The following is a 22,574-nucleotide window of genomic DNA, read 5'->3' on the forward strand; positions in this document are numbered from 1 at the left end:
TTGCTCCTGCCAACTAGCCTGAAGCCAACACTATTACTCACTTCGCTATAGCGGATGTGCCGGTAGTCACCCCACTCCCGGCACGGTCTGGCGGCGGCCCCGGGCGATCCCGCAGAATCGACCCACACCCGATCACGGAACGCGCCCGATGACGCTACGCCCGACCCTGCTGGCCCTGGCCCTGATGCTGTCCCCGTTGCCGGCGCTGGCCGCCGACGCGCCGGCCAAGTACCGCAGCGCGCAGGAGATCCTGGCCGCCTCGCCGGACAGCGACTGGCACGTGCCCGCCGCCGACAACCTGCTGTACATGGACCTGGACGGCGGCCGGGTCATCATCGAACTGGCCCCTGGATTCGCCCCCGAACACGCCGGCAACATCCGCACCCTGGCGCGCGAAGGCTTCTGGAACGGCACCAGCATCTACCGTTCGCAGGACAACTTCGTGGTCCAGTTCGGCGACGCCGATGCCGACGACCCGGCCAGGGCGCGGCCGCTGGGCAGCGCGAGGACCCACCTGCCGGCCGAGTTCCAGCGGCCCACGCGGGGGCTGGCGTTCACCGCGCTGCCCGACCGAGACGGCTGGGCCGCGAAAACCGGTTTCGTCGGCGACTTCGCCGTCGCCAGCGACGGCGAACACACCTGGCTGGCGCACTGCTACGGCGCGGTCGGCGCCGGCCGCAACAACGACGAGGACAGCAGCATCGGCGCCGAGCTGTACGTGGTCACCGGGCAGTCGCCGCGCCAGCTCGACCGCAACATCACCCTGGTCGGGCGCGTGCTCAAGGGCATGGAACTGCTGAGCACGATCAAACGCGGGCCGGAGCCCATGGGCTTCTACGAGGACGCCGCGCAGCGCACGCCGATCAGATCCATCCGCCTGGCCAGCGACGTGCCGGACGCCGAGCGCACGCCGCTGCGGGTGCTGCGCACCGACTCCAGGACCTTCGCCGATATGGTGGAGGCCCGCCGCAACCGCCGCGACGACTTCTACAAGCGCCCGGCCGGCCATATCGACCTGTGCAACATTCCGCTGCCGGTGCGCTGAGCCGGCCAACCGCGGCTGCCCCCGCCAGGCCGTCGCCGCGTGCGGCCGCGGCCTAGCGCTGGCTCACCGCCACGCTGCCCAGGATCAGGCCGCCGGCGAGCAGCATCTGCAGGGTCACCGGCTCGCCCAGGAACAGCCAGGCGAACAGCGCCCCGAACAGCGGGATCAGGTAGGTGACGGTGGCCGCGCGCGAGGGCCCGACCCGGCCGATCAGGCGGTAGAACACCAGGAACGCCAGCCCGGTGCAGACGATGCCCAGGACGATGGCGCTGGCCCACGATGCCACCGATACCGGCTGCCGCGGCCAGTGGTTCAAGGCCATCGGCAGCATCCACAACGCGGCACAGCCCAGCGTGGCCGCGGCCGATGCGGCCGGCGGCAGCCCGCTCATGTGGCGGCGGACCAGGTTGGCCCCCACCCCGTACAGCAGCGCCGCCACCGTGCCGGCCGCCACCGCCGTACCGATCGCCAGCCCCGAGACTTTCGCCGTGGCCAGCACCACGACCCCGGAGAAGCCGACCAGCAGCGCGAGCGCCCGGCGCGGGCCGATTTTCTCGCCGAAGAACAGGTACCCGACCAGGGCGGCGAACAACACGGTCATCGCGTTGCAGATCGCGCCGATCGCCGCCGGCGCACGCTGCGCCGCCCAGGCGAACAGCACGAAAGGCAGTGCCGAATTGATCAGGCCGATCGGGGCAAGCCACAGCCAGCGCCGCGCCGGGAACAGGGCCCGCGCGCGCCACAGGAAGGGCATCAGCACCAGCGCGCCGAGCAGCAGGCGCACCTCCACCAGCGCGTAGGGGCCGAAATCCGGCACCGCGATGCGCATGAACAGGAACGATGCGCCCCACACCATGCCCAGGCCCAGCAGCTCCAGCGGCGTGGACCAGTCGCGCGCCACCGGCGCCGGTGTCGCCCCGCTCATGGCCCCGGCCCCATCGCCCCTGTTTCCGCCCGCACCGCGCATGCCATGGACATCCCTCCGTTGGTGGAACGCAAGCATCCCTGCAACCGCGCCCGCTGACAAACAGCGCGTGCCCGCACCGGCGCGCTTCACGTTCCCTTGCCCACCGACTGCCCAGGCTGGATTCCCCTTCCCACGGAGAATCCCATGCCCCTGCTGCGCATCCGCATCACCGGCAACGCCGACGACGCCCTGGCCGTGAGCGACCTGCTGCACGGCCTGGAAGGCATCGAGCACGTCGAGGAAACCGACGACCTGATGCCGCACATGGACGACGAGGACTCCAGCTCGGCCGGCCTGTCCGATGACATCGGCCCCGGCATCCACGAACTGGAAGTCGAGATCGGCAATGCCGCCACTGCGCAGAAGGCGCGGCGGGCGGTGGAACTGCTGGCCCGCGAACGCGGACTGGTCATCGAATACGAGCACGACGAGGGCTGAACCGCGCCGCGGCCACGGCGACTGCAGGGGGACGTGGCGCGTCGCCGGCGCGGTTTGATCCAGGTCAAGACGTTGCGGCCGGCGGCAGCGCACATTCCGCTGTCCACCCACCGCTACAGGAGAGCACCGCGATGACCGACCAATGGCTCGACACCCTCATCACCGCCACCCCGCAGGAAGGCTTCGAGCTCGCGGTGCTGTTGAGCCGCCGCAGCGTCAAGTACACCCAGCCCGACCTGTCCATCCTGCAGAAGCTGCGCCCGGAATACGCCGATTCCGCCGATGGCCTGACCGCCGCCGCGCAGGTCCTGGCGCTCAACTTCCAGACGGTGGCCGCAGCCAACAACTACTGGCGGCCGTGAGATCGCAGGCGCACTCCGGTGCGCCCTGCGACCGGCTCACCCCTGCTGCTGGCGCCGGCGTCGGCGCCACAGCTTCAGTCCGCCCCACAGCAGCACGGCGGCGACCAGCAGCGGCGGCAGCAGGCCGGCAACGACGCGGATCAGGTAGGCCAGGCTGGTGGTGAAGATGCTGCCGAACTCGCCCAGCGCGCGGCCGATCTCGCTGCGGTTGCGCTGGCTGCTGGTCGAATCCAGCTGGATGGTCAGCTTCTGCGTGTCGATGCGCCGGTGCTGCTGGGCGGCATCGCGCCCGGCCTGCTCCAGCGCGGCCTCGATCTCGGCCAGGCGTTGGGAAATGGCCAGCAGGTCGGCCACCGCCAGGTCCCTGCGCTGCTGGTATTCGCCCAGGCGCGCGTGTTCGCCCTTGAGCCGCGCCTGGGCCAGGCGCGTGTCGGCCACCTGCTGTGCCAGGTCCTCGGCACGGGTGTCGCGGCGTATCGTTTCGCCCTTCTCGCTGGCCAGGGCGATGATCGGCTCCACGCCCTGCGGCGCGATCCGCATCTCGATCAAGCCCGAAGCCGTGTCGCCACCGCCCTGCGCCAGCTGCAGCACCGCGCAGTCGCCGAACTTCGCGCTCTGGCAGGCCTCGGCCAGTGCCTTGAGCCGTGGCCCGATCTGTGCGCCGGGCAGCTGCAGCTGCAGCGTGTGTTCATAGGCCAGGAACGCGCCTTCCGGCGACGCCAGCGCCACCTCGGCGGCGACGCCCGCGGCCTCGTCGCCATGCCTGGCACAGCCGGAGCCCAACGACAGCGCCAGCAGCATGCCGGCCGCCAACCACGGCCGGCGCCGCGCCGCCGTCACCGGCTGGCCCCGTCGTAATGCCTGACTTCCAGTGCGTCCAGATCGACCTGCGGCACGCAGCGCAGGTTGATCGCCACGGTCGGCTGGCCGCTGCGCGGGTCCACCGCCTCGCTGAACGGGGCCACGCCGCAGACGCGGCAGTGGTGGTGGTCGATGTGCCCGGAATTGAAGCGGTAGCTCTCCAGCTGGGCCGGGTCGGTCCTGAGCTCGAAACCGCTGCGCGGGCCGAACCACAGCAGCGAACCGCGCCGCCGGCAGATCGAACAGTTGCAGGACACCGCGCTGGCGATCGGCTCGGCCGATTCGAAAGCGAACGCGATGCGTCCGCAGTGGCAGCTGCCTTCATAATGCATCGCACGATCTCCACGGACCTGTCTGGCGGCCATGGTAAGCCAATGGCATGGGCGTCCGCCGCGGCGCTGGCCTATCCTGCGTCATTCCCTCCGCAACAGGTATCCCGATGCGCAAGCACCTGCTCGCCGCCGCCCTGCTCGCCAGCCTGGCCGGTTGCCAGAACAGCGACGCCCCGTCCTCCCCGTCCGCCACCACCGAACAGGCCGGCCAGAGCCAGGCCGACGCGCAGTTCGCCGAACTGTCCAAGAAGGCGCTCGATACCTGGATGCAGCTGTCCCCGGTCAGCGCCACCCAGATCGGCGACCACCGTTACGACGCCGAGCTGGATGACCTGAGCGCCGCCGGCCAGCAGAAGGGCCTGGAGGCCAGCAAGGCGCTGCTCGCCGAGCTGGACAGGATCGACACCGGCAAACTCGGCCGCGAGAACCAGGTGGATGCCGCGATCCTGCGCAACCAGCTGCAGTCCGACATCTGGGGCAACGAAACCCTGCAGTCGTGGCAGTGGGACCCGCAGGTCTATACCGGCCTGGCCGGCAGCGCCATCTACGGCCTGATGGCGCGCGAGTTCGCGCCGCTGCCCGAGCGCCTGAAGTCGGCCACCGCGCGCATCGAGAAGATCCCGCAGATCTTCGCCGCCGCACGCGCCAACCTCGACCCGGCCCGCGTACCGAAGATCCACGCCGAAACCGTGGCCAAGCAGAACCGCGGCATCCTCAGCCTGGTCGAGACCTTCATCGTCCCCAACATCGGCCAGCTCGAAGCCGCCGACCAGGAACGCCTGAAGGCCGCCATCGCCACGCTGACCACCGCCGTCGAAGAGCAGCAGACCTGGCTGGACAAGACCCTGGTACCCAACGCCAAGGGCGAGTTCCGCATCGGTGCGGAGAAGTACGACCAGAAGCTGAAGTTCTCGCTCAATTCCTCGCTGTCGCGCGCGGAGATCGGCGAGCGCGCCCGCGCCGAGCTGACCCGCGTACGCAAGGACATGTACGGCATCGCCCAGGTGGTGCTGAAGGACAGGCCGGGTGCGCCGGAAATGCCGGCCGACCCGACCGACGAACAGCAGCAGAAGGCGATCGAGGCCGCGCTGGAACTGGCCTATGCCGACAAGCCGGCCCGCGACAAGGTCGTCGACGATGCCAAGGCGGCGCTGGATCAGTCCACCGAGTTCGTGCGCAAGCATGACCTGATGACCCTGCCGGATGCGCCGGTGGACATCATCCTGATGCCCGAATTCCAGCGCGGCGTCGCGGTGGCCTACTGCGACTCGCCCGGCCCGCTGGACAAGAACCTCAAGACCTTCTACGCGGTCTCGCCGATTCCGGAGGACTGGAACGACAAGCAGGTCGATTCGTTCCTGCGCGAATACAACAGCCGCATGATCCACCTGCTGTCGATCCACGAGGGCACCCCGGGCCATTACCTGGAAGGCTGGCACTCGGGCAAGTTCCCCTCCACCCTGCGCGCGGTGCTGCGCTCGGGCCTGTTCGCCGAGGGCTGGGCGGTCTACACCGAACGCATGATGCAGGAACAGGGCTACCTGGACAGCGACCCGCTGTTCCACCTGGTGCAGCTCAAGTTCTACCTGCGCACGATTGCCAACGCCATCCTCGACCAGGGCGTGCACGTGGACAACTGGAGCCGCGAGCAGGCGATGCAGCTGATGACCCACGACGCCTTCCAGCAGGAGAGCGAGGCCGCGGGCAAGTGGGTGCGCGCGCAGCTGACCTCGGCGCAGCTGCCGACCTACTTCGTCGGCGCGCAGGAGCACTTCGACACCCGCAAGGCGGTGCAGGACAAGCTCGGCGCGGACTTCAAGCTCAAGGCCTACCACGACCAGATCCTGTCCTACGGCGCGCCGCCGGTGCGCTTCGCGCGCCAGCTGATGCTGGACCAGCCGATCGAGTAACCGCCCCGCGAGGGGATGCGCGAAGGCCCGGGGATTCCCGGGCCTTCGTCGTTGCGGCACCCGCCAGCGCCGCCGCGGCCCCGCGCATGCCCGCACGCGATCGCCGGCAGGCCCCGGTAGCGCACCGCCCCCGTTCACGCAGGCCGGCGCCGCGCCGGGGCATGATCGGCTCCAGTCCCCCTGCCTCCAGGAGATCGCATGAACGTGATGCTTGCCGCGCTGTTGTCCGCCGCCCTGGCCACCGCACCCGCGCCCGCATCCGCCGCGGCGCCGGCCGACTCGCCGCTGGTGGGCCAGTGGCTCCTGGACGTGGACAGCCTGCCGATGCCGCCGGAAGCGCGCCCGAAGCGCGTGGACCTGGTGTTCGCCGCCACGCCCGACGGCCGCTGGAACGAACGCGTCCGGATCGTCGGCCAGGACGACAAGATCATGCACGCCGAATCCACCCTGTCGCTGGACGGCACCCCCGGCCGCGCGTCGGGCACGTACTGGGTCGACGTGCTGGCCGCCAAGATGCCGGCGCCGAACGTGCTGGTCATGCAGTTCGTCTACGAAGGCATCCCGCGCTCGACGCGGGTGTATTCGGTCAGTGCGGACGGCAACGTCATGACCGAGACGGAGTCCTACTTCAAGGACGGCACGCCGGTACTGCGGACGGCGTTGTTCAGGCGCGCCGGGCGTACCCGCTGAGCACGCCCGCCGCCCTGCACCGGACGCGAACCGCCCCGGTGGTGGCGCGGTTGACGCCCGCCGGCGCCGGCGCTATTGATCGGCACTCATCCTGCCGGCGCACGCCATGCAAACGATCGACTGGGACGACTTCAGCAAGGTGGAACTGCGCGTGGGCCGCATCGTGGCCGCCGAGCCGTTCGCCAAGGCGCGCCGGCCGGCGTACATCCTGCAGGTTGATTTCGGCCCGGAGATCGGCGTCCGCAAGTCCAGCGCCCAGATCACCGACCTGTATGCGCCCGAGGCGCTGGTCGGCAAGCAGGTGGTGGCGGTGGTGAACTTCCCGCCCAGGCAGATCGGCCCACTGATGTCCGAATGTCTGGTCACCGGCTTCCACAATGCCCACGGCCAGGTATCGCTGTGCGTGCCCGAGCACGATGTCCCGCTCGGTACCCGCCTGCTGTAACGCCCTCCGGAGAACCCCATGGACAGCGATTTCCTGTGCCGTTTCCTGCTGTGGTCGCTGGCGTTCAACTACGCCGTCCTGCTGGTCTGGTTCCTTGCCTTTGTGACCGCGCGCGACGCGCTGAGGCGGCTGCATGGCCGCTGGTTCGCGCTGCCCGATGCCAGCTTCGATGCGATCCATTACGGCGGCATGGCCGCGTACAAGATCGGCATCCTGCTGTTCAATCTCGCCCCGCTGGCGGCGCTCTGGCTGGCGCGCCGCGGCGGCTGATCCGGCGCCTTCGCCGGCCTCCGTCGCTTTCCTGCCGAGGACGCCCATGACCCGCACCACCACCGACAGGACCAGCGCGCGCGGCAGAACGGCCGCGGCCAGGCGCGCCGCCGGCTTCACCGCCGAAGGACAGGCGGCGATGAATGCACGGGTGAGGGAGCTCAAGGCCGAGGCCCGCGCCCAGCGCAGCAGCGCCGACGGCAAGGCCGAGCTGCTGGCCCGGGTCGACGAGATGCCCGCGGCCGAACGCGACATGGCGCGCCGCATCGATGCGCTGGTCATGGCCACCGCACCGGGCCCGCAGCCGCGCACCTGGTACGGCATGCCGGCGTGGGCGAAGGACGGCAAAGTGCTGTGCTTCTTCCAGGGTGCGGGCAAATTCAAGACCCGCTACGCCACCTTCGGCGTCAGCGACCAGGCGCAGCTGGACGAGGGCGGGCTGTGGCCGACGGCCTTCGCCATCCACCGGTTCGGCGATGCCGGGGCCACCATGGTGCGCCGGGCCGCCGGCTGAACCGGCACCGGTGCCACCTCATCCACAGCAGAGCCACCCAACACGGCAATCCACGGGGACAACGCATGGGCAAGGGACGTCTTGAAGCCTTCAGTGACGGCGTACTGGCGATCATCATCACCATCATGGTGCTGGAGATGAAAGCGCCGGAGGGCGCCACGCTCGACGCGCTGCTGCCGCTGGCGCCGTCGTTGCTGAGCTACGTGCTCAGCTTCATCTACGTGGGCATCTACTGGAACAACCACCATCACCTGCTGCAGGCCTGCAGGCGCGTCACCGGCAGCGTGCTGTGGGCCAACCTGCACCTGCTGTTCTGGTTGTCGCTGCTGCCCTTCGCGACCCGCTGGATGGGCAACAACCACCTGGCGCCGCTGCCATCGGTGGCCTATGGCCTGGTCCTGCTGGCCTCGGCCATCGCCTACTGGCTGTTGCAGCGGCGCATCATCGCCGCCGATGGCAGCGCGTCGGTGCTGCGGCATGCGCTGGGCGGCAACTGGAAGGGCAAGCTCTCGCCGCTGCTCTACCTTGCCGGGATCGGCGCCACCCTGGCCGATGCGCGGCTCGGCCAGGCGCTGTACGCGCTGGTCGCGCTGCTGTGGCTGATTCCGGACCGGCGCATCGAGCACGAGCTGGAGCACTAGCCGTGTAAACCCGGCATGCCGTGCCGCCGCGACCAGCATCCACCGCGGTGGCCTGGACGCTGGCACCCGCCGCGCGACTGCAACTGGCGCCTGCTCAGGTACGCGCCGGCGGCGGCAGCCAGCAGCCCAGCACCGCCTGCAGCTCCGCCGTCTCCACCGGCTTGCGCAGCACCAGGTACCCCTGCTCCTGGGCGTGGCCCAACTCGGCCGAATCCAGCTCGCCGCTGATCATGGCGCCGTTCGCTTCCGGCAAGCGGCCAAGCAGTTCGCACAACAGTTCGAAGCCGCTCTCTCCCGAACGCAGGCGCTGGTCGCAGAACACGACATCCGGCCTGAAGCCGGATTCGATCAGGTGCAGCGCCTGTCCGCCCGATTCGACGCAGGTGGCCTGCAAGCCCCAGGACTGCATCAGGGTCTGCCAGGCGCTGCGCACCAACGGGTCGTCGTCAACCACCAGGCAGGTGCCCATGCCATGCGCCACCGCGCCTGGCGCGACCGGATCGGCCAGCCGGACGCTCGCCGGCAGCGTCGCCGGCTCCCCCGCTTCGGGGTGGATCCAGAAACACGAGCCCCTGCCTTCGCGGGAACGGAAGCCGTGCCTCGCGCCCATCATGGCGCAGCACCGGGCGACGACCGCCAGCCCCAACCCGTGGCCGGCGCTGTCGATGCCCCAGGCATGGGCATTGCGGAAGAACGGCGAGAAGATGGCGTTGCCATCGCGCATCGCGATGCCGATGCCGGTGTCCCAGACTTCGCAGCGCCAACTGCCGCCACGGCGGCGGACGGCCAGCAGGATGCCGCCCCGGCGCGTGTAGCGCAGCGCGTTGTGCAGCAGGTTGTTCAATGCCTGGCGCAGGAGTGTTGCGTCGGCGATGGCGATCGCCTGTCCCGGGGGGAGGTGCACGCGCAGCGCCAACCCGCGATCGCGCGCCTCCTCGCGGAAAACCGCCGCGACGTGGGCGATCATCCCGGCCAGGTCCACGGCCTCGCTGCGGACCTGCACCCGGCCGCTTTCGATCCGCGACAGGTCGAGCAGCGCATCGAACATCTGCGTGGCCGAGTGCACGCTTTCGCGCAGGTCGGCCAGGGCCGTATCCAGCGCGCGGTCGCGGTTGCTGCGTGAAATCGACTCCACCAGGAAGCCCATGGCATGTACCGGCTGGCGCAGGTCGTGGCTGGCCGTGGTCAGGAACAGGTGCTTGTCGTACAGCGCCCTTTCGGCCTGCTCCTTGGCCTGGCGGAAATCCTCGGCCAGGCGCGCGGCCTCCTCCTGCAGCACCACGTTCTGCACGAAGAAGCGCAGGGAGATGGCCGAGTGCCTGAGGATCGTGAGGATGTAGATCAGCGCCAATGGCATCACGTAATACCCGTGCCCCGGGAAGCTGTAGGGCACCAGCAGGGTCAGGCTTCCCCAGCCGGACAGGAAGAAGCAGCGGAAGACCGACAGCACCGGCGAGGCGTGCACCGAGTTGCTGGCCACGATCGCCGCGATCGTCACCAGATAGAGCAGCTGGAATTCGAACGTGGCGTGCGCGGCCGTCAGCAACGGCGGCACGGCCATGCTGGCGCCGTAAACCAGCGCCACCCCATGGATCAACGGCGACCAGCGGCGCAGCACCACATCGGCGGCGTCCCGTGCGCACGCGCGCTGGTAGCGCCGGTACAGCCAGCGGACGACCCAGAAGCCAACGAAATACCACGCCGACCACAGCACCAGCCCGAACGGGTTCTGCCCGAGCCGCGCATACCAGGCAATGAAGGGCAGGCTGACGACGACCATCGCCCCGAAGCCGTAATTGATCCGGGCGAACGCCACCTCCAGCAGGCCTACCCGGCGCGCAGGGCTGATATCGGCATAGCCGGGTGCCCTGTCGGTGGCGGCCGGCCGCGCCGGGTCCTGCTCAGACATCGATCCGCTTCCCGCTCAGCCGGGTTATCAGTTCGATGCGGTTGCGCGCGCCCAGTCGCTCCAGGATGCCGCTTACGTGCTCCTTGACCGTCTGTTCGGTGAGCGACAGCTGTTGCGCCACGCGCTTGTTCGGCAGGCCCTTGAGCATCAGCGCCAGCACCTCTCCCTGGCGTGGGGTCAGGCCCAGCTCGGCCGGGCTCAGCGGCAGGCTGCGTGCCCCATCGTTCGCCTGAGTGGCAAGCGGAGCATCGTCGAACCATGCGTCGCCGCGCAGCACCGCGCTCACCGCCCGGGCGAACACCGCGGGCTCGGCATGCTTGAGCACGAAACCATCGACCGCCAGCCGGTGCACCTTGTCGCGGATCGCCGGGTCGTCGTCACCACTGATCACCAGCAGGCGCATGCCCGGATACTCGGCGCGAAGCTGCGCCAGCATGGGCAGTGCGGTGCCTTCCGGCAGCCAGAAATCCACCAGGGCCAGGGTCGGTATCCCGACCTGCACCAGGTGCGTCCACAGGCCATCGGCGTGGCAGATCGCCTCGGCGCGCGCGAACCCGCAATGCGTGCGCAGATAGTCGGCAATGCCGCGCGCAACCAGCGGATGGTCGTCCACGACCACGGCCGAGCATTCGTTCCGTAACGTCATCGCGATGCCGCTGCGACCGGGCGAAGGCCGGGATTCACGTGCGGTGCCCGGGTCGTGCGCTTGCCAGCCATCTTTCCGTCCCCCTTGCCGCGACAGCGGCGGTCCGGGCCACCCGCCGTGGTGCCAGCGGGCCACACCGACTACCCATGCCCGCCCCCGCCGGCCAGGCACCGCTTCAGTTCATCGCGTGCCTTGAGTCCATCGTGCCATGCGATGTCGGCAATCGACGTGCCCTGGTAAATCACCTCGAAATGCCAGTCATCCCGCATCCCCGCCAGCAGCGCTTCGATGCTCGGTATCGCGAACAGCAGCATCGGCGGTGCCTTTGCGCCTGCCGTGGTGTAGATGGCGTTCAAGGTAGCCGGCTGCAGATTACCCTGCTTCAGGGTCACGCGCACCGGCGTGCCGTTGCCGAGCCGTGGAAAGGCGTGCTCGCTGCCCAGCGGCGAAAAGCCCAGCAGCGCGCCGCCGTAGCCCCCGCCCGGGCCGAACAGGGTCACCACCATTCCGTCGCTGATGCCGTCGACCCGTTCGCGCTTGACCCGCTTGCCGCGCAGGAACGAAGCCGCACAGTATTCGCCCGGGCGGGCACCCGAGCGGGCCTGCATGAACTCCCACCAGCCAGCGATGACTTTCTCCCGGTAGCGGATCGCTTCTTCCTTGTTCGATTCGAGGATGTCCCCGGAATTGATCTCTGCCCGCCGGGTTTCCATCATCGATCCCAGTACGTCGAACGATGCGCCGTCCACGCCGGATGCGGCCCCGCACGGCACGCCCGCCAGCGACAGTCCCGCTGCCAGCATCATGTTCCTGATCATCGCCATCCTCCGTCCGTTGTCGTGCGTTGCCGCATCCGCCGCCGTGGCGAGGGCGCTCAAGGACCGGCCGCATGGCGCGCCAGCGCCTCGCACATGCTGCGGGTGCGCCCCAGTCCGGCGCCTTCGTAGTCGGACCGGACCAGGATGTCGTCCACGCGCCATTGCCCCAGCGCATCGCACCGGGTCCGGAATTCCACGAAACACATCGCAAAGCCGCCGGCATCGCCGCCCACCACGCCCTGGCTGCCGTAGGCCGTCACCGCGTCCCGCTCCCAGGTGCGGGTGTAGCGCAGGAAACGGGTGTCGCCGGCCTCGTCGAACTGCGGGTTGCCCATGAGCGCGACGACGTCCTGCTCGGGCCGGCCTTTCCAGATGGCGATCAGGCTGGATTCCAGCGGCGTCAGCTTGCGGCCATCGGGCCCTCTGCCGCCGGCGCCCGCAGCCTGCGTGTCGGCCCGCATCCGTGCCTGCAGCTGCGCGATGCCCTGCCCCAGGTCGGCCTGGATCGACGCGGTGCCCGCTTCCAGTTCCCGCTGCTTCTGCTTCAGTTTCTGCATCGCGGCCTGGCGATCGGCCTCGGACAGCGGCGTGGCCCACTTGCCGCTCGGGTCGGGACGCTTGCCGGCGAGGACCTTCTCCCACCAGAAATTCTCCCAGGCAAATTCCAGGAATCCGGACGGCAGCGTCTCCGCGATCAACGGCATGTCCACCGGCAGGCCCAGCGCGACGACGCGCTTGCCGAACTCGCCGGCATCGAACGTGCCGCCGGCCTTGATGGCGGCATGCAGGGCGTGGTCGAAGGCGATGTGATTGCAGGCAATCGCACCCGCCCGGGAGAGCGCAGGGGCGGCGGACGTGTTCCAGCCGGTGGCGGCGACCGGCTCGGTTTTCAGGTCCGTGCGCCTGAGCTGGTAGCTGCCGGGCCCGATGCGGAAGGTGACCGCATCGCCGGCGCGCACCCGCGGCATGTTTTCCCTCGCGCGCGCGCCTGCCCTGTCCATCGGGAAGGCGCCGGGGCACTGGAATTGAAGTTTCATGTGCACGAACTCGGGCCTGTCGGCGCTCTCGTACACCGCCGTCACGTCGATCTCGCGGACCTCGGTCGCGCCCCCGCCCCCGGCCGGTGGTGTGCGATTGGCGATGACCCGGACATCGGCGAAGTAGGCGATGCGGTCATCCACGGCGCCCGCGTACTGCAGCACCACGGCAAAGGCCCGCGCCTCCGGCGGCAACAGCAGCGCAGCAACCAGCAGCATCCACAACCAGCACGTGGCGTTCATTCGCAGATCCGGGGCGGGCCAGTGACGGGAGGCGCGCATGGCCGTCGGCAATCGCCAGGCGCGGGCAATTATGCGTAGCCGCCCCGCACTGGGCGGAACCCTACCGCAGTAGGGTTGATCGCGCGCAATGGCTTTGGAACATTCCGACTCCCGATCAGAACGCCTGAAGAAAGGAGCTCCACCATGAGGAACACTGCTGCATGGGCCGCGCTGGCCGCGTTGGCTGCGATGACTTCGGCCTGCGCCTCGTTCTCGGTCACTGACGATGCCATCGAGCGCAACACCGCCCAGGCGCTCGGGCTGGCCAAAGGCACGTTCACCGTCACCGATCGCAGCAACGACGGGGTCAAGGCGAGCTACATGGTCAGGACCGACAGCGGCAAACAGTACTCCTGCTACGTCACCGGCGGGGTATCGCAACTGGGCCGCGCGGTGTCCGATGCGATCTGCTCCGAGCTCGGCAAAGGGGGTGCGATCGGCAAGCCCGCCACTGGCGGCACATGCAATGCGCTGCTGAAGGCGGCAGGCAAGTGCTGAAATAACGCGTGCTACAGCCGCATCGGTCGCAATGCACTGCGGCCATGTTCGCCGCAAAAAGCAGCCGGCGGCACGCCGCCGGCATCCTGCCCCATGGCTCCCCAGCCGGCGCGCCCCTCAGGCACCGGGCGCGGGCTCACTCTTCCGCGGCGACGAAGCCCCCGGTCTGGCGCGCCCACAACCGCGCATACAGGCCGTTGGCGGCGAGCAGTCCGGCATGGGTGCCGGTCTCGACGATGCGCCCCTGGTCCATCACCACCAGCCGGTCCATGCGCGCGATGGTGGACAGGCGGTGGGCGATGGCGATCACCGTCTTGCCGCCCATCAGTTCGTCCAGGCTCTCCTGGATCGCGGCCTCCACTTCCGAATCCAGCGCCGAAGTCGCCTCGTCCAGCACCAGGATCGGCGCGTCCTTGAGCAGCACCCGGGCGATGGCGATGCGCTGGCGCTGGCCGCCGGAGAGCTTCACCCCGCGCTCGCCGACATGGGCGTCGTAGCCGCTGCGGCCCTCGCTGTCGCGCAGTTCGGCGATGAAGTCGTCGGCCCGCGCCTTGGCGACGGCTGCACGCAGCTGCGCCTCGCTGGCATCGGGACGGCCGTAGAGCAGGTTGTCACGGATCGAGCGGTGCAGCAGCGAGGTGTCCTGGGTGACCACGCCCACCTGCGCGCGCAGCGAGTCCTGCTGCACCGTGGCGATATCGACCCCATCGACGAGGATGCGGCCGCGCTCGACGTCATGGAAGCGCAGCAGCAGGTTGACCAGCGTGGACTTGCCCGCACCGGAGCGCCCGACCAGCCCGATCTTCTCGCCGGCGCGCACGTGCAGGTCCAGGCCCTCGATCACCCCGTGGTTCTTGCCGTAATGGAACGACACGCCTTCGAAGCGGATATCGCCCAGCACATGCTCCAGCACCGGCGCACCGGGCGCGTCGTCCACCGTCGGCGGCAGCGAGATCGAATTGATTCCGTCGTGCACGGTGCCGATGTTCTCGAACAGCGCCGACAACTCCCACATGATCCACTGCGACATGCCCAGCATGCGCAGCACCAGCGCCACCGCCACCGCCACCGAACCGGCGCTCACCGAGCCGCCGTGCCACAGCCACAGGCCCAGCGCCACCACCGAGAACAGCAACAGCATGTTCAGCGCGTACAGCAGCGTGTAGATGCGCGTGGCCAGCCGCATCTGTGGGTGCACCTTGTCCAGGAAGCCGGCCATCGCCTCGCGCGCATAGGCCTGCTCGCGCCGTGAATGCGAGAACAGCTTGACCGTGGCGATGTTGGTGTAACTGTCCACGATGCGCCCGGTCATCTCCGAGCGCGCATCGGCCTGCTCGCGCGAGATACGCTCCATGCGCGGCACGAAATGCCACATCAGCAGCGCATAGCCGACCATCCAGCCCACGAACGGCAGCATCATCCGCCAGTCGGCGGCGCCGGCCACCGCCAGCGTGCCGATGAAGAACACCAGCACGTAGTTGCCGATATCGAACAGCTTGACCACCGTCTCGCGCACCGCCAGCGAGGTCTGCATCAGCTTGGTGGCGATGCGCCCGGCGAATTCATCCTGGAAGTAGCCCATCGACTGCCGCAGCAGGTAACGATGCACGCTCCAGCGGATGCGCATGGGGAAGTTGCCGAGCAGGGTCTGGTGCTGCACCAATGAGTTGAGCAGCACCATCAGCGGCAGCGCCACCACCACCAGCAGCCCCATCCACAGCAGGCGCCGGCCTTCGGCATCGAGGAAGGTGTCTGGGGTGCTGGCACCGAGGCGGTCCACCAGCGCGCCGACGTAGGCATACAGCGCCAGCTCGGCCACGGCGATGCCGGCCGTGGTCAGCGCCATCAGCACCAGCCACTTTTCCGCGCCGCGGGTGTAGTGGCGGCAGAAGGCATAGAGCCCGCGCGGCGGCTGCGCCGGCGGATCGGGCGGGAACGGATCGAGGCGGGATTCGAACCAACGGAACATGGAGACGGGCCAGCGGACGGACGGGGCCTGTCATTGTCGCGTATCCCCACGGCGCAGGGGGCTGGCCGGGCGCCGGTGCCCCGCCAGGCCTTGACGATGCCTGGCCCGCGCGGGCGGCAACCAGGCACCAATGGGCCGGGACGCAGGGGCAACCGGCCTGTCCACCGGTTCCGCATGCAGCACCGCGGGGAACCGCTGTCCTGCGGCAATGCATGGCTGGCGGACGGCACTTTGGCATCCAGCGCGCATCCAGATGGCGATGGCATGGCCCTTTCCACCCTGCCGGGTGGAAGCCGGGACCGCAATGAATCGATAATCGGCGCGGATGCGCGACGCCGCAGCGGCGCCCGCGGACACGGCAGTTGAATCGACACTCATGGAAAGGAGACGGCAATGCGCTGGTGGACACTGCTTCTCATCGCGGCCGGGCTGGCGGGCGGCTACAACTGGTGGAGCCACCGCTCCCCTGGCGGCGCCGCGCCGGCAACGGCAACGGCAGGCAACGACGGCTTCGTCGCGGTGGAAATGCCGACAGGCACACCGCGTGACACGGTGCTGGTGCTGGCACCGCCCAACTGCCCGTCCGAGCAGGCGCAGCGGGCCGAAGCCCTCATCCGTGAGCTGACCGACATCGGCATCCCGGTGAAGCGCGGCAGTTCCTTTTCCTTCAACATCGAAAACCCCAGCCAGGAACAGCGCACTGCCGTGGACCGCACCGTCGAGGTGTTCCAGCAGGGCGCGCCCGCGGTCTTCATCAATGGCATGGGCATGTCCAATCCCACGACGTCGCAGGTCGTGGCGGTCTATCGCAGCACCCGCGGCGGTTAGGCGCGCGCAGGAAGAACGCGACCGCCGACGGAAGCCGGGCAACCAGGCCTGCCATCAGGCTGACGCCGGGCCGGTCCAAGACCGTCCTGGCGCCGGCCACGGAGCATGGCCTCCATCACGGGCAGGCCACACGAACACGGCCCCACCCGGGGCGTGGGCACACACGACCGGACGCGGGAGCGGCAGGCCCGCCCCCCTGCCCCGCATCGGCATGCCACGGTGCAGGCCCCGCCCCGGCACGGACCATCACGGCGTCGTCGGCACCAGCAGCAGGTCCTGGAAGTCGAAGCTGAAGTCGGTCAGCGACGACACCGCCTGCATGCGCACTTCGCGCACCCTGCCGTCGGGATCGAGATTGAAATTGACGAAGGCGTCGGCGTTGAGCGAGCGGTTGTCCCAGCGCACGATGAAGGTGTCGTGCTGCCAGTGCTCGAGGCGGCCGACCAGGTCGGCGGTGGCACCGAAGCGCAGCCGCAGCGCACCGCCCTGGTGCTCCAGGTACACATCGCCGTACCACGCATCGCGGTAGGTACCGGCGTAGCCGGACAGCGGCAGCGAAGGCCGGCTCCTGGCATCGCGCGCGGCCACGTGCTTCTGCCAGCCCTCGTCGGCGTTGTCCTGCGCCTTGGCCACGCTGGCGGCGTAGGCGGCCACCCAGTCATGCGCCGGCGCGCCCAGCATCGCGTCGAGCACGCTCATGGTGATGGCGTTGAACGCCGCGCCCGATTCCTGGTTGGTCAGCACCACCACGCCCAGCTTCTGGTCGGGCACCAGGGTCAGCCGCGACACCTGCCCCGGCCAGCCGCCGGTGTGCCATACCAGCTTCTGGCCGCGGTAGTCGCTCAGGCTCCAGCCTTCGCCATAACCGGCGAAGTTGGGCCGGGCCGGGGCCAGTTCCGGCACCGACGGCGCGGCCACCACCTGCGGGATCTGCATCTGCCACATCTGCTGCTGGGTCTTCTCGGAGAACAGCGGCGAACCATCGGCCAGGCAGCCACCGGCCAGCTGCACGTTCATCCACAGCGCCAGGTCGTGCACGCTGGAATAGAGGCCGCCGGCGCCGGCGTTGTTGGACCAGGTCAGCGGCGCCACCGGACGCAGGTCCTTGAAGTCGAACTTGGCATGGCCGATGGCGGCCTTGTCGCCGGGCTTGAGGTGGTCGGCGTTGTAGCGGGTGCCGGCCATGCCCACCTTGTCGAAGATGCGCTGCTGCAGGAAGTCGGCATAGGACAGGCCGGATACCTTCTCGATCACCTGCTGGGCGACCGCGTAGAGGATGTTGTCGTAGGCGTAGCGGTCGCGGAAGCCGTTCTTCAGCGGCACGTGCGCCAGCCGCGCCACCACTTCGGCGTTGCTGTAGGTGGTGGTCGGCCAGAACAGCAGGTCGCCGGCCCCCAGGCTCAGCCCGCTGCGGTGCGAGAGCAGGTCGCGGATGCGCATCTCGCCGGTGACGTAGGGGTCGGACATGCGGAAACCGGGCAGGTGGTCGACCACCCGGTCGCTCATCTTCAGCCGGCCTTCCTCGGCCAGCAGGTTCAGCGAGGTCGCGGTGAACGCCTTGGTGTTGGAGGCGATCGCGAACAGCGTATCGGCCTGCACCGGCTCGGGCCTGCCGATCTCGCGCAGGCCCCAGCCGCGCTCCAGCACCACCTTGCCGTCCTTGACCACCGCCACCGCCACGCCCGGCACGTCGAACTGCTGGCGCACCCGCTCCACCGTGGCATCGAGTTGCTGCAGTTCCACCGGCATCGCCGCCTCCTGTGCGTCCGCCACCTGTGCCGCCACGCCCATCGCGAGCACCAGCCCGCTGCCCAGCCACTTGTTCAATGCGTTCTCCCTCGGGATCGATGCCGGCATGCCGGCCTTCTCGCGATGGTAACGCGGCCACCGCCACCCTCGCCTTCCACGCCACCGGAGCCACGCCATGGAGCTTGCTGCCACGACCACCGCCACCATCGTGCCCTGCCTGCGCTACCGCGACGCACCGGCGGCAATCGACTGGCTGTGCCGCGCCTTCGGCTTCCGGCGCCATGCCGTCTACCAGGACGGCAGCACCGTCCACCATGCGCAGCTGGTGTTCGGCAACGGCATGGTGATGCTGGGTTCGGTGCAGCCCGGCGCCTGGGGAAGCCACATGATCCAGCCCGACGAGGTCGGCGGCATGGAGACCCAGAGCGCATGCGTGATCGTGAGCGACGCCGATGCCCATTACGCGCGCGCGACCGCGGCCGGCGCGGAGATCGTCATCGACATCGCCGACCAGGACTACGGCGGCCGTGGCTATGCCTGCCGCGACCCGGAAGGCCACCTGTGGTGGTTCGGCAGCTACGACCCCTGGGCCGCGGCCACGGCATAGGCCGGCGCCGGCGGCGCGTGCCGATAGAATCGGCGCGATGACGCCCCGCCCGGACCCGCATGCCCATGGATGACCTGTTCGCCGCCGCCCCCGCCCCCACCACGCCGGGCGTGCACGTCGGCATCGGCGGATGGATCTACGCGCCGTGGCGCGGCGGCATGTTCTATCCGGCCGGGCTGGTGCAGCGGCGCGAGCTGGAGTACGCCAGCCGCCAGCTGACCGCCATCGAGATCAACAGCACCTACTACGGCACGCAGAAGCCGGCGACCTACGCCGGCTGGCGCGACGCCACCCCGGACGGCTTCGTGTTCTCGGCCAAGGCGCCGCAACGGATCACCGGCGCCCGGCGCCTGGCCGGCACCGGCGCGCAGATCGATGACTTCATCGCCGGCATCGCCGCGCTGGGCGAGCGCCTGGGGCCGCTGGTCTGGCAGTTCGAAGCCGGGCGCACGCTGGACCGCGACGACTTCGCCGCCTTCCTCGACCTGCTGCCGGCCACGCTGGACGGTCGCACGCAACGCCACGCGCTGGAGATCCGCGACCCGGCGTTCCTCGACGCCGCACTGGTGGCGCTGGCACGGCAGCGCGGCATGGCGCTGGTCTTCACCGATTCGGCCGACTACCCCAATGCCGCCGACCTGTGCGCCGACTTCGTCTACGCGCGGCTGATGCGCAGCCGCGACGACTGCGCCACCGGCTATCCGCCGCCGGCACTGGCGCAGTGGGCGCGCCGTATCGACGGCTGGCGGCACGGCCACGACCATCCGGACCTGCCGCACGCCAGCCCGGTCGCGGCCGCGGCGGCCCCGCGCGAGGTGTTCGTCTACTTCATCGGCGCGGCCAAGCACCGCAACCCGGCGGCGGCGCGCGAACTGCTGCGCCTGCTGGGCGGAAACTGAAGCATCGATTGCGGCGCCGGCGAGGGACATCGGCGACAATCCGCCGATGTCCAATCCCGATACCCGCAAGGCCCTGCTGCAGATCCATTTCTGCGTGTTGCTGTGGGGCGTGACCGCCATCCTCGGCAAGCTCATCACCCTGCCCGCGCTGCCCCTGGTGTGGTGGCGGATGCTGCTGGTGGTGGCGATGCTGGCGCTGCTGCCGCGGGTGTGGCGCGGACTGTCCGCACTGACCCCGCGGCTGGCGCTCGGCTACTGCGGCGTCGGCGCACTGGTGGCGCTGCACTGGCTCACCTTCTACGGCGCGGTGAAGCTGGCCAACGCTTCGGTGGCCGCCACCTGCATCGCGCTGGCGCCGGTGTTCACCGCCATCGTCGAGCCGTGGATCGCACGGCGGCCGTTCCAGCCGCGCGAACTGGCCTTCGGCCTGGCGGTGCTGCCAGGTGTGGCGCTGGTGGTGGGCGGCGTACCGCACGGCATGCGCCTGGGCGTTGCGGTGGGCGCGCTGTCGGCGCTGCTGGTGGCGGTGTTCGGCTCGTTCAACAAGCGCCTGGTCAGCCATGCCGACCCATTGACCGTCACCGCGCTGGAGCTGGGCGCGGGCACCCTGACCCTGACCCTGCTGGCGCCGGCCCTGCCGCTGCTGCTGCCGGCCCTGGCCAGCAGCCCGTGGGTGCTCCCCGACCTGCACGACGCGGTACTGCTGCTGGTGCTGTCGGGGCTGTGCACGCTGCTGCCGTTCGCGCTGGCGCTGGTGGCGCTGCGCCACCTCAGCGCCTATACGGTGCAACTGGTGACCAACCTGGAGCCGGTGTATGCCATCGTGCTGGCGATGCTGTTCCTGGGCGAACAGCACGAGCTCACGCCGCTGTTCTACCTGGGCGTGGCCATCATCATCGGCGCGGTATTCCTGCACCCGCTGCTGAACCGCACGCGCCCAGCACCCTCGGCCAGCGCACAGCCGGAATAACCGCGCCTACCCCGCTACCACCACCCGGTCGCGGCCCTGTGCCTTGGCCTGGTAGAGCGCCGCGTCGGCGCGCCGCAGCATGTCCTGCGCCGACTCGCCGGGCTGCTGTGACGCCAGCCCGACGCTGACCGTGAGCGGCAGCCCCAGCGGCAAGTGCGCGACCGCCTGGCGCAGGTACTGGCACTGCAGTTCGGCCTGCGCCAGCGGCGTGCGCGGCATCAGGATCACGAATTCCTCGCCGCCATAGCGCGCGGCCATGCCGCATCCGGCGAACTGCGCCCGCAGTACCCCGGCCAGCTCGACCAGCACCCTGTCGCCCTCGTTGTGGCCGTGGATGTCGTTGACCTGCTTGAAATGGTCGATGTCGACGATGGCCACGGCCGGGGGCATCCCGGTACCGCGCTCGATCGCCTCGGCCAGCGCCAGCGCCAGCGCACGCCGGTTCGGCAGCCCGGTCAGCGGATCGGTGCGGGTCTGCTCGGACAACTCCAGGTTCTGCTGCTCCAGCTGCACGTAGTACTCGGCCAGGCGTGCCTCGTACCACTCGTGCTCGCTCTGGTGGTGATCGATGCGGCGGCGCAGGCCGCGCATCTCCAGCAACCGCGCCACCTGCCGCGACAGCGCCTGCAACGCCTCGGCCTGGGGACCGGCGAGCTGGCCGGGACGCGAATCGAACACGCACAGCGTGCCCAGCGCGTAACCGTCGCTGCTCAGCAACGGCGCACCGGCATAGAAACGGATGAAAGGATCGGCGGTGACCGAGGGGTTGCCGCGGAAGCGCTCATCCAGAAGCGCATCCTCGACCACGGTCAGGCGTGTCGGCTGCAGGATGGCGTGGGCGCAGAACGCCTCGTCGCGCGGGGTCTGTTCGCCTTCAAGTCCCTGCAGTGACTTGAACCACTGGCGCTGGCCATCGACCAGGGTCACCGCGCCCATCGAGGTACCGCAGATGGCGCGGGCGATGGTCACCAGGTCCTCGAACTCCTGCTCGCGCGGGGTATCGAGGATGCGATAGCGCTGCAACGCGGCCAGGCGCTCGGCCTCGTTGGCAGGAAGGGGCGGCTTGATCATCCGGAAACCAGACCAGTCCCTGGGCGTGACGGAAACAGCGGTGAGTTTAGCCTCACCCCGCCGCGGTCAACGCGGCGAGCCGGTCACACTTCACCATTCCCGTTGCTGCGGCAGCAGGCCGCCCAGCTCCTGCTCGGTGAGATTGCGCCACTGCCCGGGCTTGAGCGCGCCCAGCTTGATGTTGTCGATGCGCACCCGGCGCAGTTGGGTGACGCGGTAGCCGAAGGCGGCGGCCATCAGCCGGATCTGCCGGTTCAGGCCCTGCTGCAGCACGATGCGGAAACCGAACTTGGCGATGCGCGTGGTCCGGCACGGCAGCGTCATCTGGTCGTGGATGCGCACGCCGCGCGCCATGCCGCGCAGGAATTCCTCGGTGACCGGCTTGTTCACCGCCACCAGGTATTCCTTCTGGTGGCCGTTCTCGGCGCGCAGGATCTGGTTGACGATGTCACCGTTGCTGGTCATCAGGATCAGGCCTTCCGAATCCTTGTCCAGGCGGCCGATCGGGAAGATGCGCTGCTCATGGCCGACGAAGTCGACGATATTGCCCTTGACCGCGCTCTCGGTGGTGCAGGTGATGCCGACCGGTTTGTTCAGCGCGATGTAGACGTGCCTGCGACCGGTGCTCTTCTGCACGGCGCGCGCACGCAGCGGCTGTCCATCGACGCGCACCTCGTCGTCCTCGCCGACCACCGCGCCGGTACCGGCCACGATGCCGTTGACGGTCACGCGGCGGGCGCCGATCAGGCGATCGGCCTCGCGACGGGAACAGAAGCCGGATTCGGCGATGTGCTTGTTGAGTCGGGTCGTCATCGA

25 protein-coding genes are annotated in these 22,574 nt (G+C 69.4%); 14 read left to right on the forward strand and 11 right to left on the reverse strand.

Translation table 11 applies throughout. The features are described from left to right. The first annotated feature begins 148 nt into the window (after nucleotides 1–148). Nucleotides 149–1,045: a peptidylprolyl isomerase gene (locus QQA12_RS10980; protein WP_226049297.1), complete on the forward strand. Its 897-nt coding sequence runs from the start codon at nucleotides 149–151 to the stop codon at nucleotides 1,043–1,045. Between the two features lie 52 nt (nucleotides 1,046–1,097). Here the strand turns inward: QQA12_RS10980 and QQA12_RS10985 are convergent, their stop codons facing one another. Continuing rightward, complete coding sequence (locus QQA12_RS10985; RefSeq protein ID WP_226049298.1) at nucleotides 1,098–1,970, reverse strand: DMT family transporter; 873 nt, start codon at nucleotides 1,968–1,970, stop codon at nucleotides 1,098–1,100. A 186-nt stretch (nucleotides 1,971–2,156) separates the two neighbouring features. Here QQA12_RS10985 and QQA12_RS10990 point away from each other — a divergent pair, with 186 nt between their 5' ends. Both QQA12_RS10990 and QQA12_RS10995 read left to right on the forward strand, forming a co-directional pair. Next, nucleotides 2,157–2,450 (forward strand): hypothetical protein, encoded by a 294-nt coding sequence (locus tag QQA12_RS10990; protein ID WP_054666860.1) that lies wholly within the window; start codon nucleotides 2,157–2,159, stop codon nucleotides 2,448–2,450. Between the two features lie 131 nt (nucleotides 2,451–2,581). Then, complete coding sequence (locus QQA12_RS10995) at nucleotides 2,582–2,812, forward strand: hexameric tyrosine-coordinated heme protein (protein WP_226049299.1); 231 nt, start codon at nucleotides 2,582–2,584, stop codon at nucleotides 2,810–2,812. A 36-nt stretch (nucleotides 2,813–2,848) separates the two neighbouring features. Here the strand turns inward: QQA12_RS10995 and QQA12_RS11000 are convergent, their stop codons facing one another. Together QQA12_RS11000 and QQA12_RS11005 are read right to left on the reverse strand one after the other, a co-directional pair. After that, a complete protein-coding gene (locus QQA12_RS11000) occupies nucleotides 2,849–3,613 on the reverse strand; it encodes a DUF4349 domain-containing protein (RefSeq protein ID WP_226049300.1) in 765 nt (254 codons plus the stop codon). Between the two features lie 35 nt (nucleotides 3,614–3,648). Then, entirely contained in the window at nucleotides 3,649–4,005 is a 357-nt protein-coding gene (locus QQA12_RS11005) for a GFA family protein (RefSeq protein ID WP_054666865.1), read from the reverse strand. A gap of 107 nt (nucleotides 4,006–4,112) precedes the next feature. Here QQA12_RS11005 and QQA12_RS11010 point away from each other — a divergent pair, with 107 nt between their 5' ends. The 6 genes from QQA12_RS11010 to QQA12_RS11035 all read left to right on the forward strand — a co-directional run bounded on the left by QQA12_RS11010 (nucleotide 4,113) and on the right by QQA12_RS11035 (nucleotide 8,475). Next, the gene (locus tag QQA12_RS11010; protein WP_226049301.1) at nucleotides 4,113–5,915 is read left to right on the forward strand and encodes a DUF885 domain-containing protein; all 1,803 of its coding nucleotides are present in this window, start codon (nucleotides 4,113–4,115) and stop codon (nucleotides 5,913–5,915) included. A gap of 198 nt (nucleotides 5,916–6,113) precedes the next feature. Then, entirely contained in the window at nucleotides 6,114–6,605 is a 492-nt protein-coding gene (locus QQA12_RS11015) for a LuxR family transcriptional regulator (RefSeq protein ID WP_226049302.1), read from the forward strand. A gap of 106 nt (nucleotides 6,606–6,711) precedes the next feature. Further along, on the forward strand, nucleotides 6,712–7,050 hold the full coding sequence (locus QQA12_RS11020; RefSeq protein WP_226049303.1) for a tRNA-binding protein: 339 nt from the start codon (nucleotides 6,712–6,714) through the stop codon (nucleotides 7,048–7,050). An 18-nt stretch (nucleotides 7,051–7,068) separates the two neighbouring features. Then, the gene (locus QQA12_RS11025) at nucleotides 7,069–7,320 is read left to right on the forward strand and encodes a DUF6868 family protein (RefSeq protein WP_226049304.1); all 252 of its coding nucleotides are present in this window, start codon (nucleotides 7,069–7,071) and stop codon (nucleotides 7,318–7,320) included. A 46-nt stretch (nucleotides 7,321–7,366) separates the two neighbouring features. Beyond that, a complete protein-coding gene (locus QQA12_RS11030) occupies nucleotides 7,367–7,834 on the forward strand; it encodes a hypothetical protein (RefSeq protein ID WP_226049305.1) in 468 nt (155 codons plus the stop codon). Between the two features lie 65 nt (nucleotides 7,835–7,899). After that, complete coding sequence (locus QQA12_RS11035; protein WP_226049306.1) at nucleotides 7,900–8,475, forward strand: TMEM175 family protein; 576 nt, start codon at nucleotides 7,900–7,902, stop codon at nucleotides 8,473–8,475. 94 nt (nucleotides 8,476–8,569) lie between these two features. Here the strand turns inward: QQA12_RS11035 and QQA12_RS11040 are convergent, their stop codons facing one another. The 4 genes from QQA12_RS11040 to QQA12_RS11055 all read right to left on the reverse strand — a co-directional run bounded on the left by QQA12_RS11040 (nucleotide 8,570) and on the right by QQA12_RS11055 (nucleotide 13,167). Beyond that, complete coding sequence (locus QQA12_RS11040) at nucleotides 8,570–10,384, reverse strand: hybrid sensor histidine kinase/response regulator (protein ID WP_226049307.1); 1,815 nt, start codon at nucleotides 10,382–10,384, stop codon at nucleotides 8,570–8,572. Next, nucleotides 10,377–11,030, reverse strand: a complete 654-nt coding sequence (locus tag QQA12_RS11045) for a response regulator transcription factor (protein WP_226049308.1) — start codon at nucleotides 11,028–11,030, stop codon at nucleotides 10,377–10,379. The genes QQA12_RS11040 and QQA12_RS11045 overlap by 8 nt, the downstream gene beginning before the upstream one ends. 140 nt (nucleotides 11,031–11,170) lie before the next feature. Further along, a complete protein-coding gene (locus QQA12_RS11050; RefSeq protein WP_226049309.1) occupies nucleotides 11,171–11,908 on the reverse strand; it encodes a hypothetical protein in 738 nt (245 codons plus the stop codon). After that, a complete protein-coding gene (locus QQA12_RS11055) occupies nucleotides 11,905–13,167 on the reverse strand; it encodes a hypothetical protein (RefSeq protein ID WP_226049310.1) in 1,263 nt (420 codons plus the stop codon). Before QQA12_RS11055 ends, QQA12_RS11050 begins: the two co-directional genes overlap by 4 nt. A 144-nt stretch (nucleotides 13,168–13,311) precedes the next feature. On the opposite strand from QQA12_RS11055, the gene QQA12_RS11060 reads away from it, so the two are divergent. Next, nucleotides 13,312–13,665 carry a hypothetical protein gene (locus QQA12_RS11060; protein ID WP_226049311.1) on the forward strand — a complete coding sequence of 118 codons (354 nt, stop codon included), beginning with the start codon at nucleotides 13,312–13,314 and terminating at the stop codon, nucleotides 13,663–13,665. A 136-nt stretch (nucleotides 13,666–13,801) separates the two neighbouring features. Here the strand turns inward: QQA12_RS11060 and QQA12_RS11065 are convergent, their stop codons facing one another. Beyond that, a complete protein-coding gene (locus QQA12_RS11065) occupies nucleotides 13,802–15,634 on the reverse strand; it encodes an ABC transporter ATP-binding protein (protein ID WP_226049312.1) in 1,833 nt (610 codons plus the stop codon). 393 nt (nucleotides 15,635–16,027) lie between these two features. On the opposite strand from QQA12_RS11065, the gene QQA12_RS11070 reads away from it, so the two are divergent. Next, nucleotides 16,028–16,462 (forward strand): hypothetical protein, encoded by a 435-nt coding sequence (locus QQA12_RS11070; RefSeq protein WP_056931444.1) that lies wholly within the window; start codon nucleotides 16,028–16,030, stop codon nucleotides 16,460–16,462. A gap of 246 nt (nucleotides 16,463–16,708) precedes the next feature. On the opposite strand, the gene QQA12_RS11075 is transcribed toward QQA12_RS11070, so the two are convergent. Then, nucleotides 16,709–18,253 carry a serine hydrolase gene (locus QQA12_RS11075; protein WP_226049935.1) on the reverse strand — a complete coding sequence of 515 codons (1,545 nt, stop codon included), beginning with the start codon at nucleotides 18,251–18,253 and terminating at the stop codon, nucleotides 16,709–16,711. A gap of 133 nt (nucleotides 18,254–18,386) precedes the next feature. On the opposite strand from QQA12_RS11075, the gene QQA12_RS11080 reads away from it, so the two are divergent. From QQA12_RS11080 to QQA12_RS11090, 3 genes are all read left to right on the forward strand, one after another. Next, nucleotides 18,387–18,818 carry a VOC family protein gene (locus QQA12_RS11080; RefSeq protein ID WP_226049313.1) on the forward strand — a complete coding sequence of 144 codons (432 nt, stop codon included), beginning with the start codon at nucleotides 18,387–18,389 and terminating at the stop codon, nucleotides 18,816–18,818. Nucleotides 18,819–18,883: 65 nt separating this feature from the next. After that, nucleotides 18,884–19,717 (forward strand): DUF72 domain-containing protein, encoded by an 834-nt coding sequence (locus QQA12_RS11085; RefSeq protein WP_226049314.1) that lies wholly within the window; start codon nucleotides 18,884–18,886, stop codon nucleotides 19,715–19,717. Between the two features lie 46 nt (nucleotides 19,718–19,763). After that, nucleotides 19,764–20,687: a DMT family transporter gene (locus QQA12_RS11090; RefSeq protein ID WP_226049315.1), complete on the forward strand. Its 924-nt coding sequence runs from the start codon at nucleotides 19,764–19,766 to the stop codon at nucleotides 20,685–20,687. Nucleotides 20,688–20,693: 6 nt separating this feature from the next. Here QQA12_RS11090 and QQA12_RS11095 read toward each other — a convergent pair whose 3' ends face one another. Both QQA12_RS11095 and QQA12_RS11100 read right to left on the reverse strand, forming a co-directional pair. After that, the gene (locus QQA12_RS11095; protein WP_226049316.1) at nucleotides 20,694–21,758 is read right to left on the reverse strand and encodes a sensor domain-containing diguanylate cyclase; all 1,065 of its coding nucleotides are present in this window, start codon (nucleotides 21,756–21,758) and stop codon (nucleotides 20,694–20,696) included. 90 nt (nucleotides 21,759–21,848) lie between these two features. Continuing rightward, on the reverse strand, nucleotides 21,849–22,571 hold the full coding sequence (locus tag QQA12_RS11100) for a pseudouridine synthase (protein ID WP_226049317.1): 723 nt from the start codon (nucleotides 22,569–22,571) through the stop codon (nucleotides 21,849–21,851). Nucleotides 22,572–22,574 lie beyond the last annotated feature (3 nt).

Origin of the sequence: Stenotrophomonas sp. 17(2023) (assembly GCF_030345315.1) — a bacterium.
GTDB lineage: Bacteria > Pseudomonadota > Gammaproteobacteria > Xanthomonadales > Xanthomonadaceae > Stenotrophomonas > Stenotrophomonas acidaminiphila.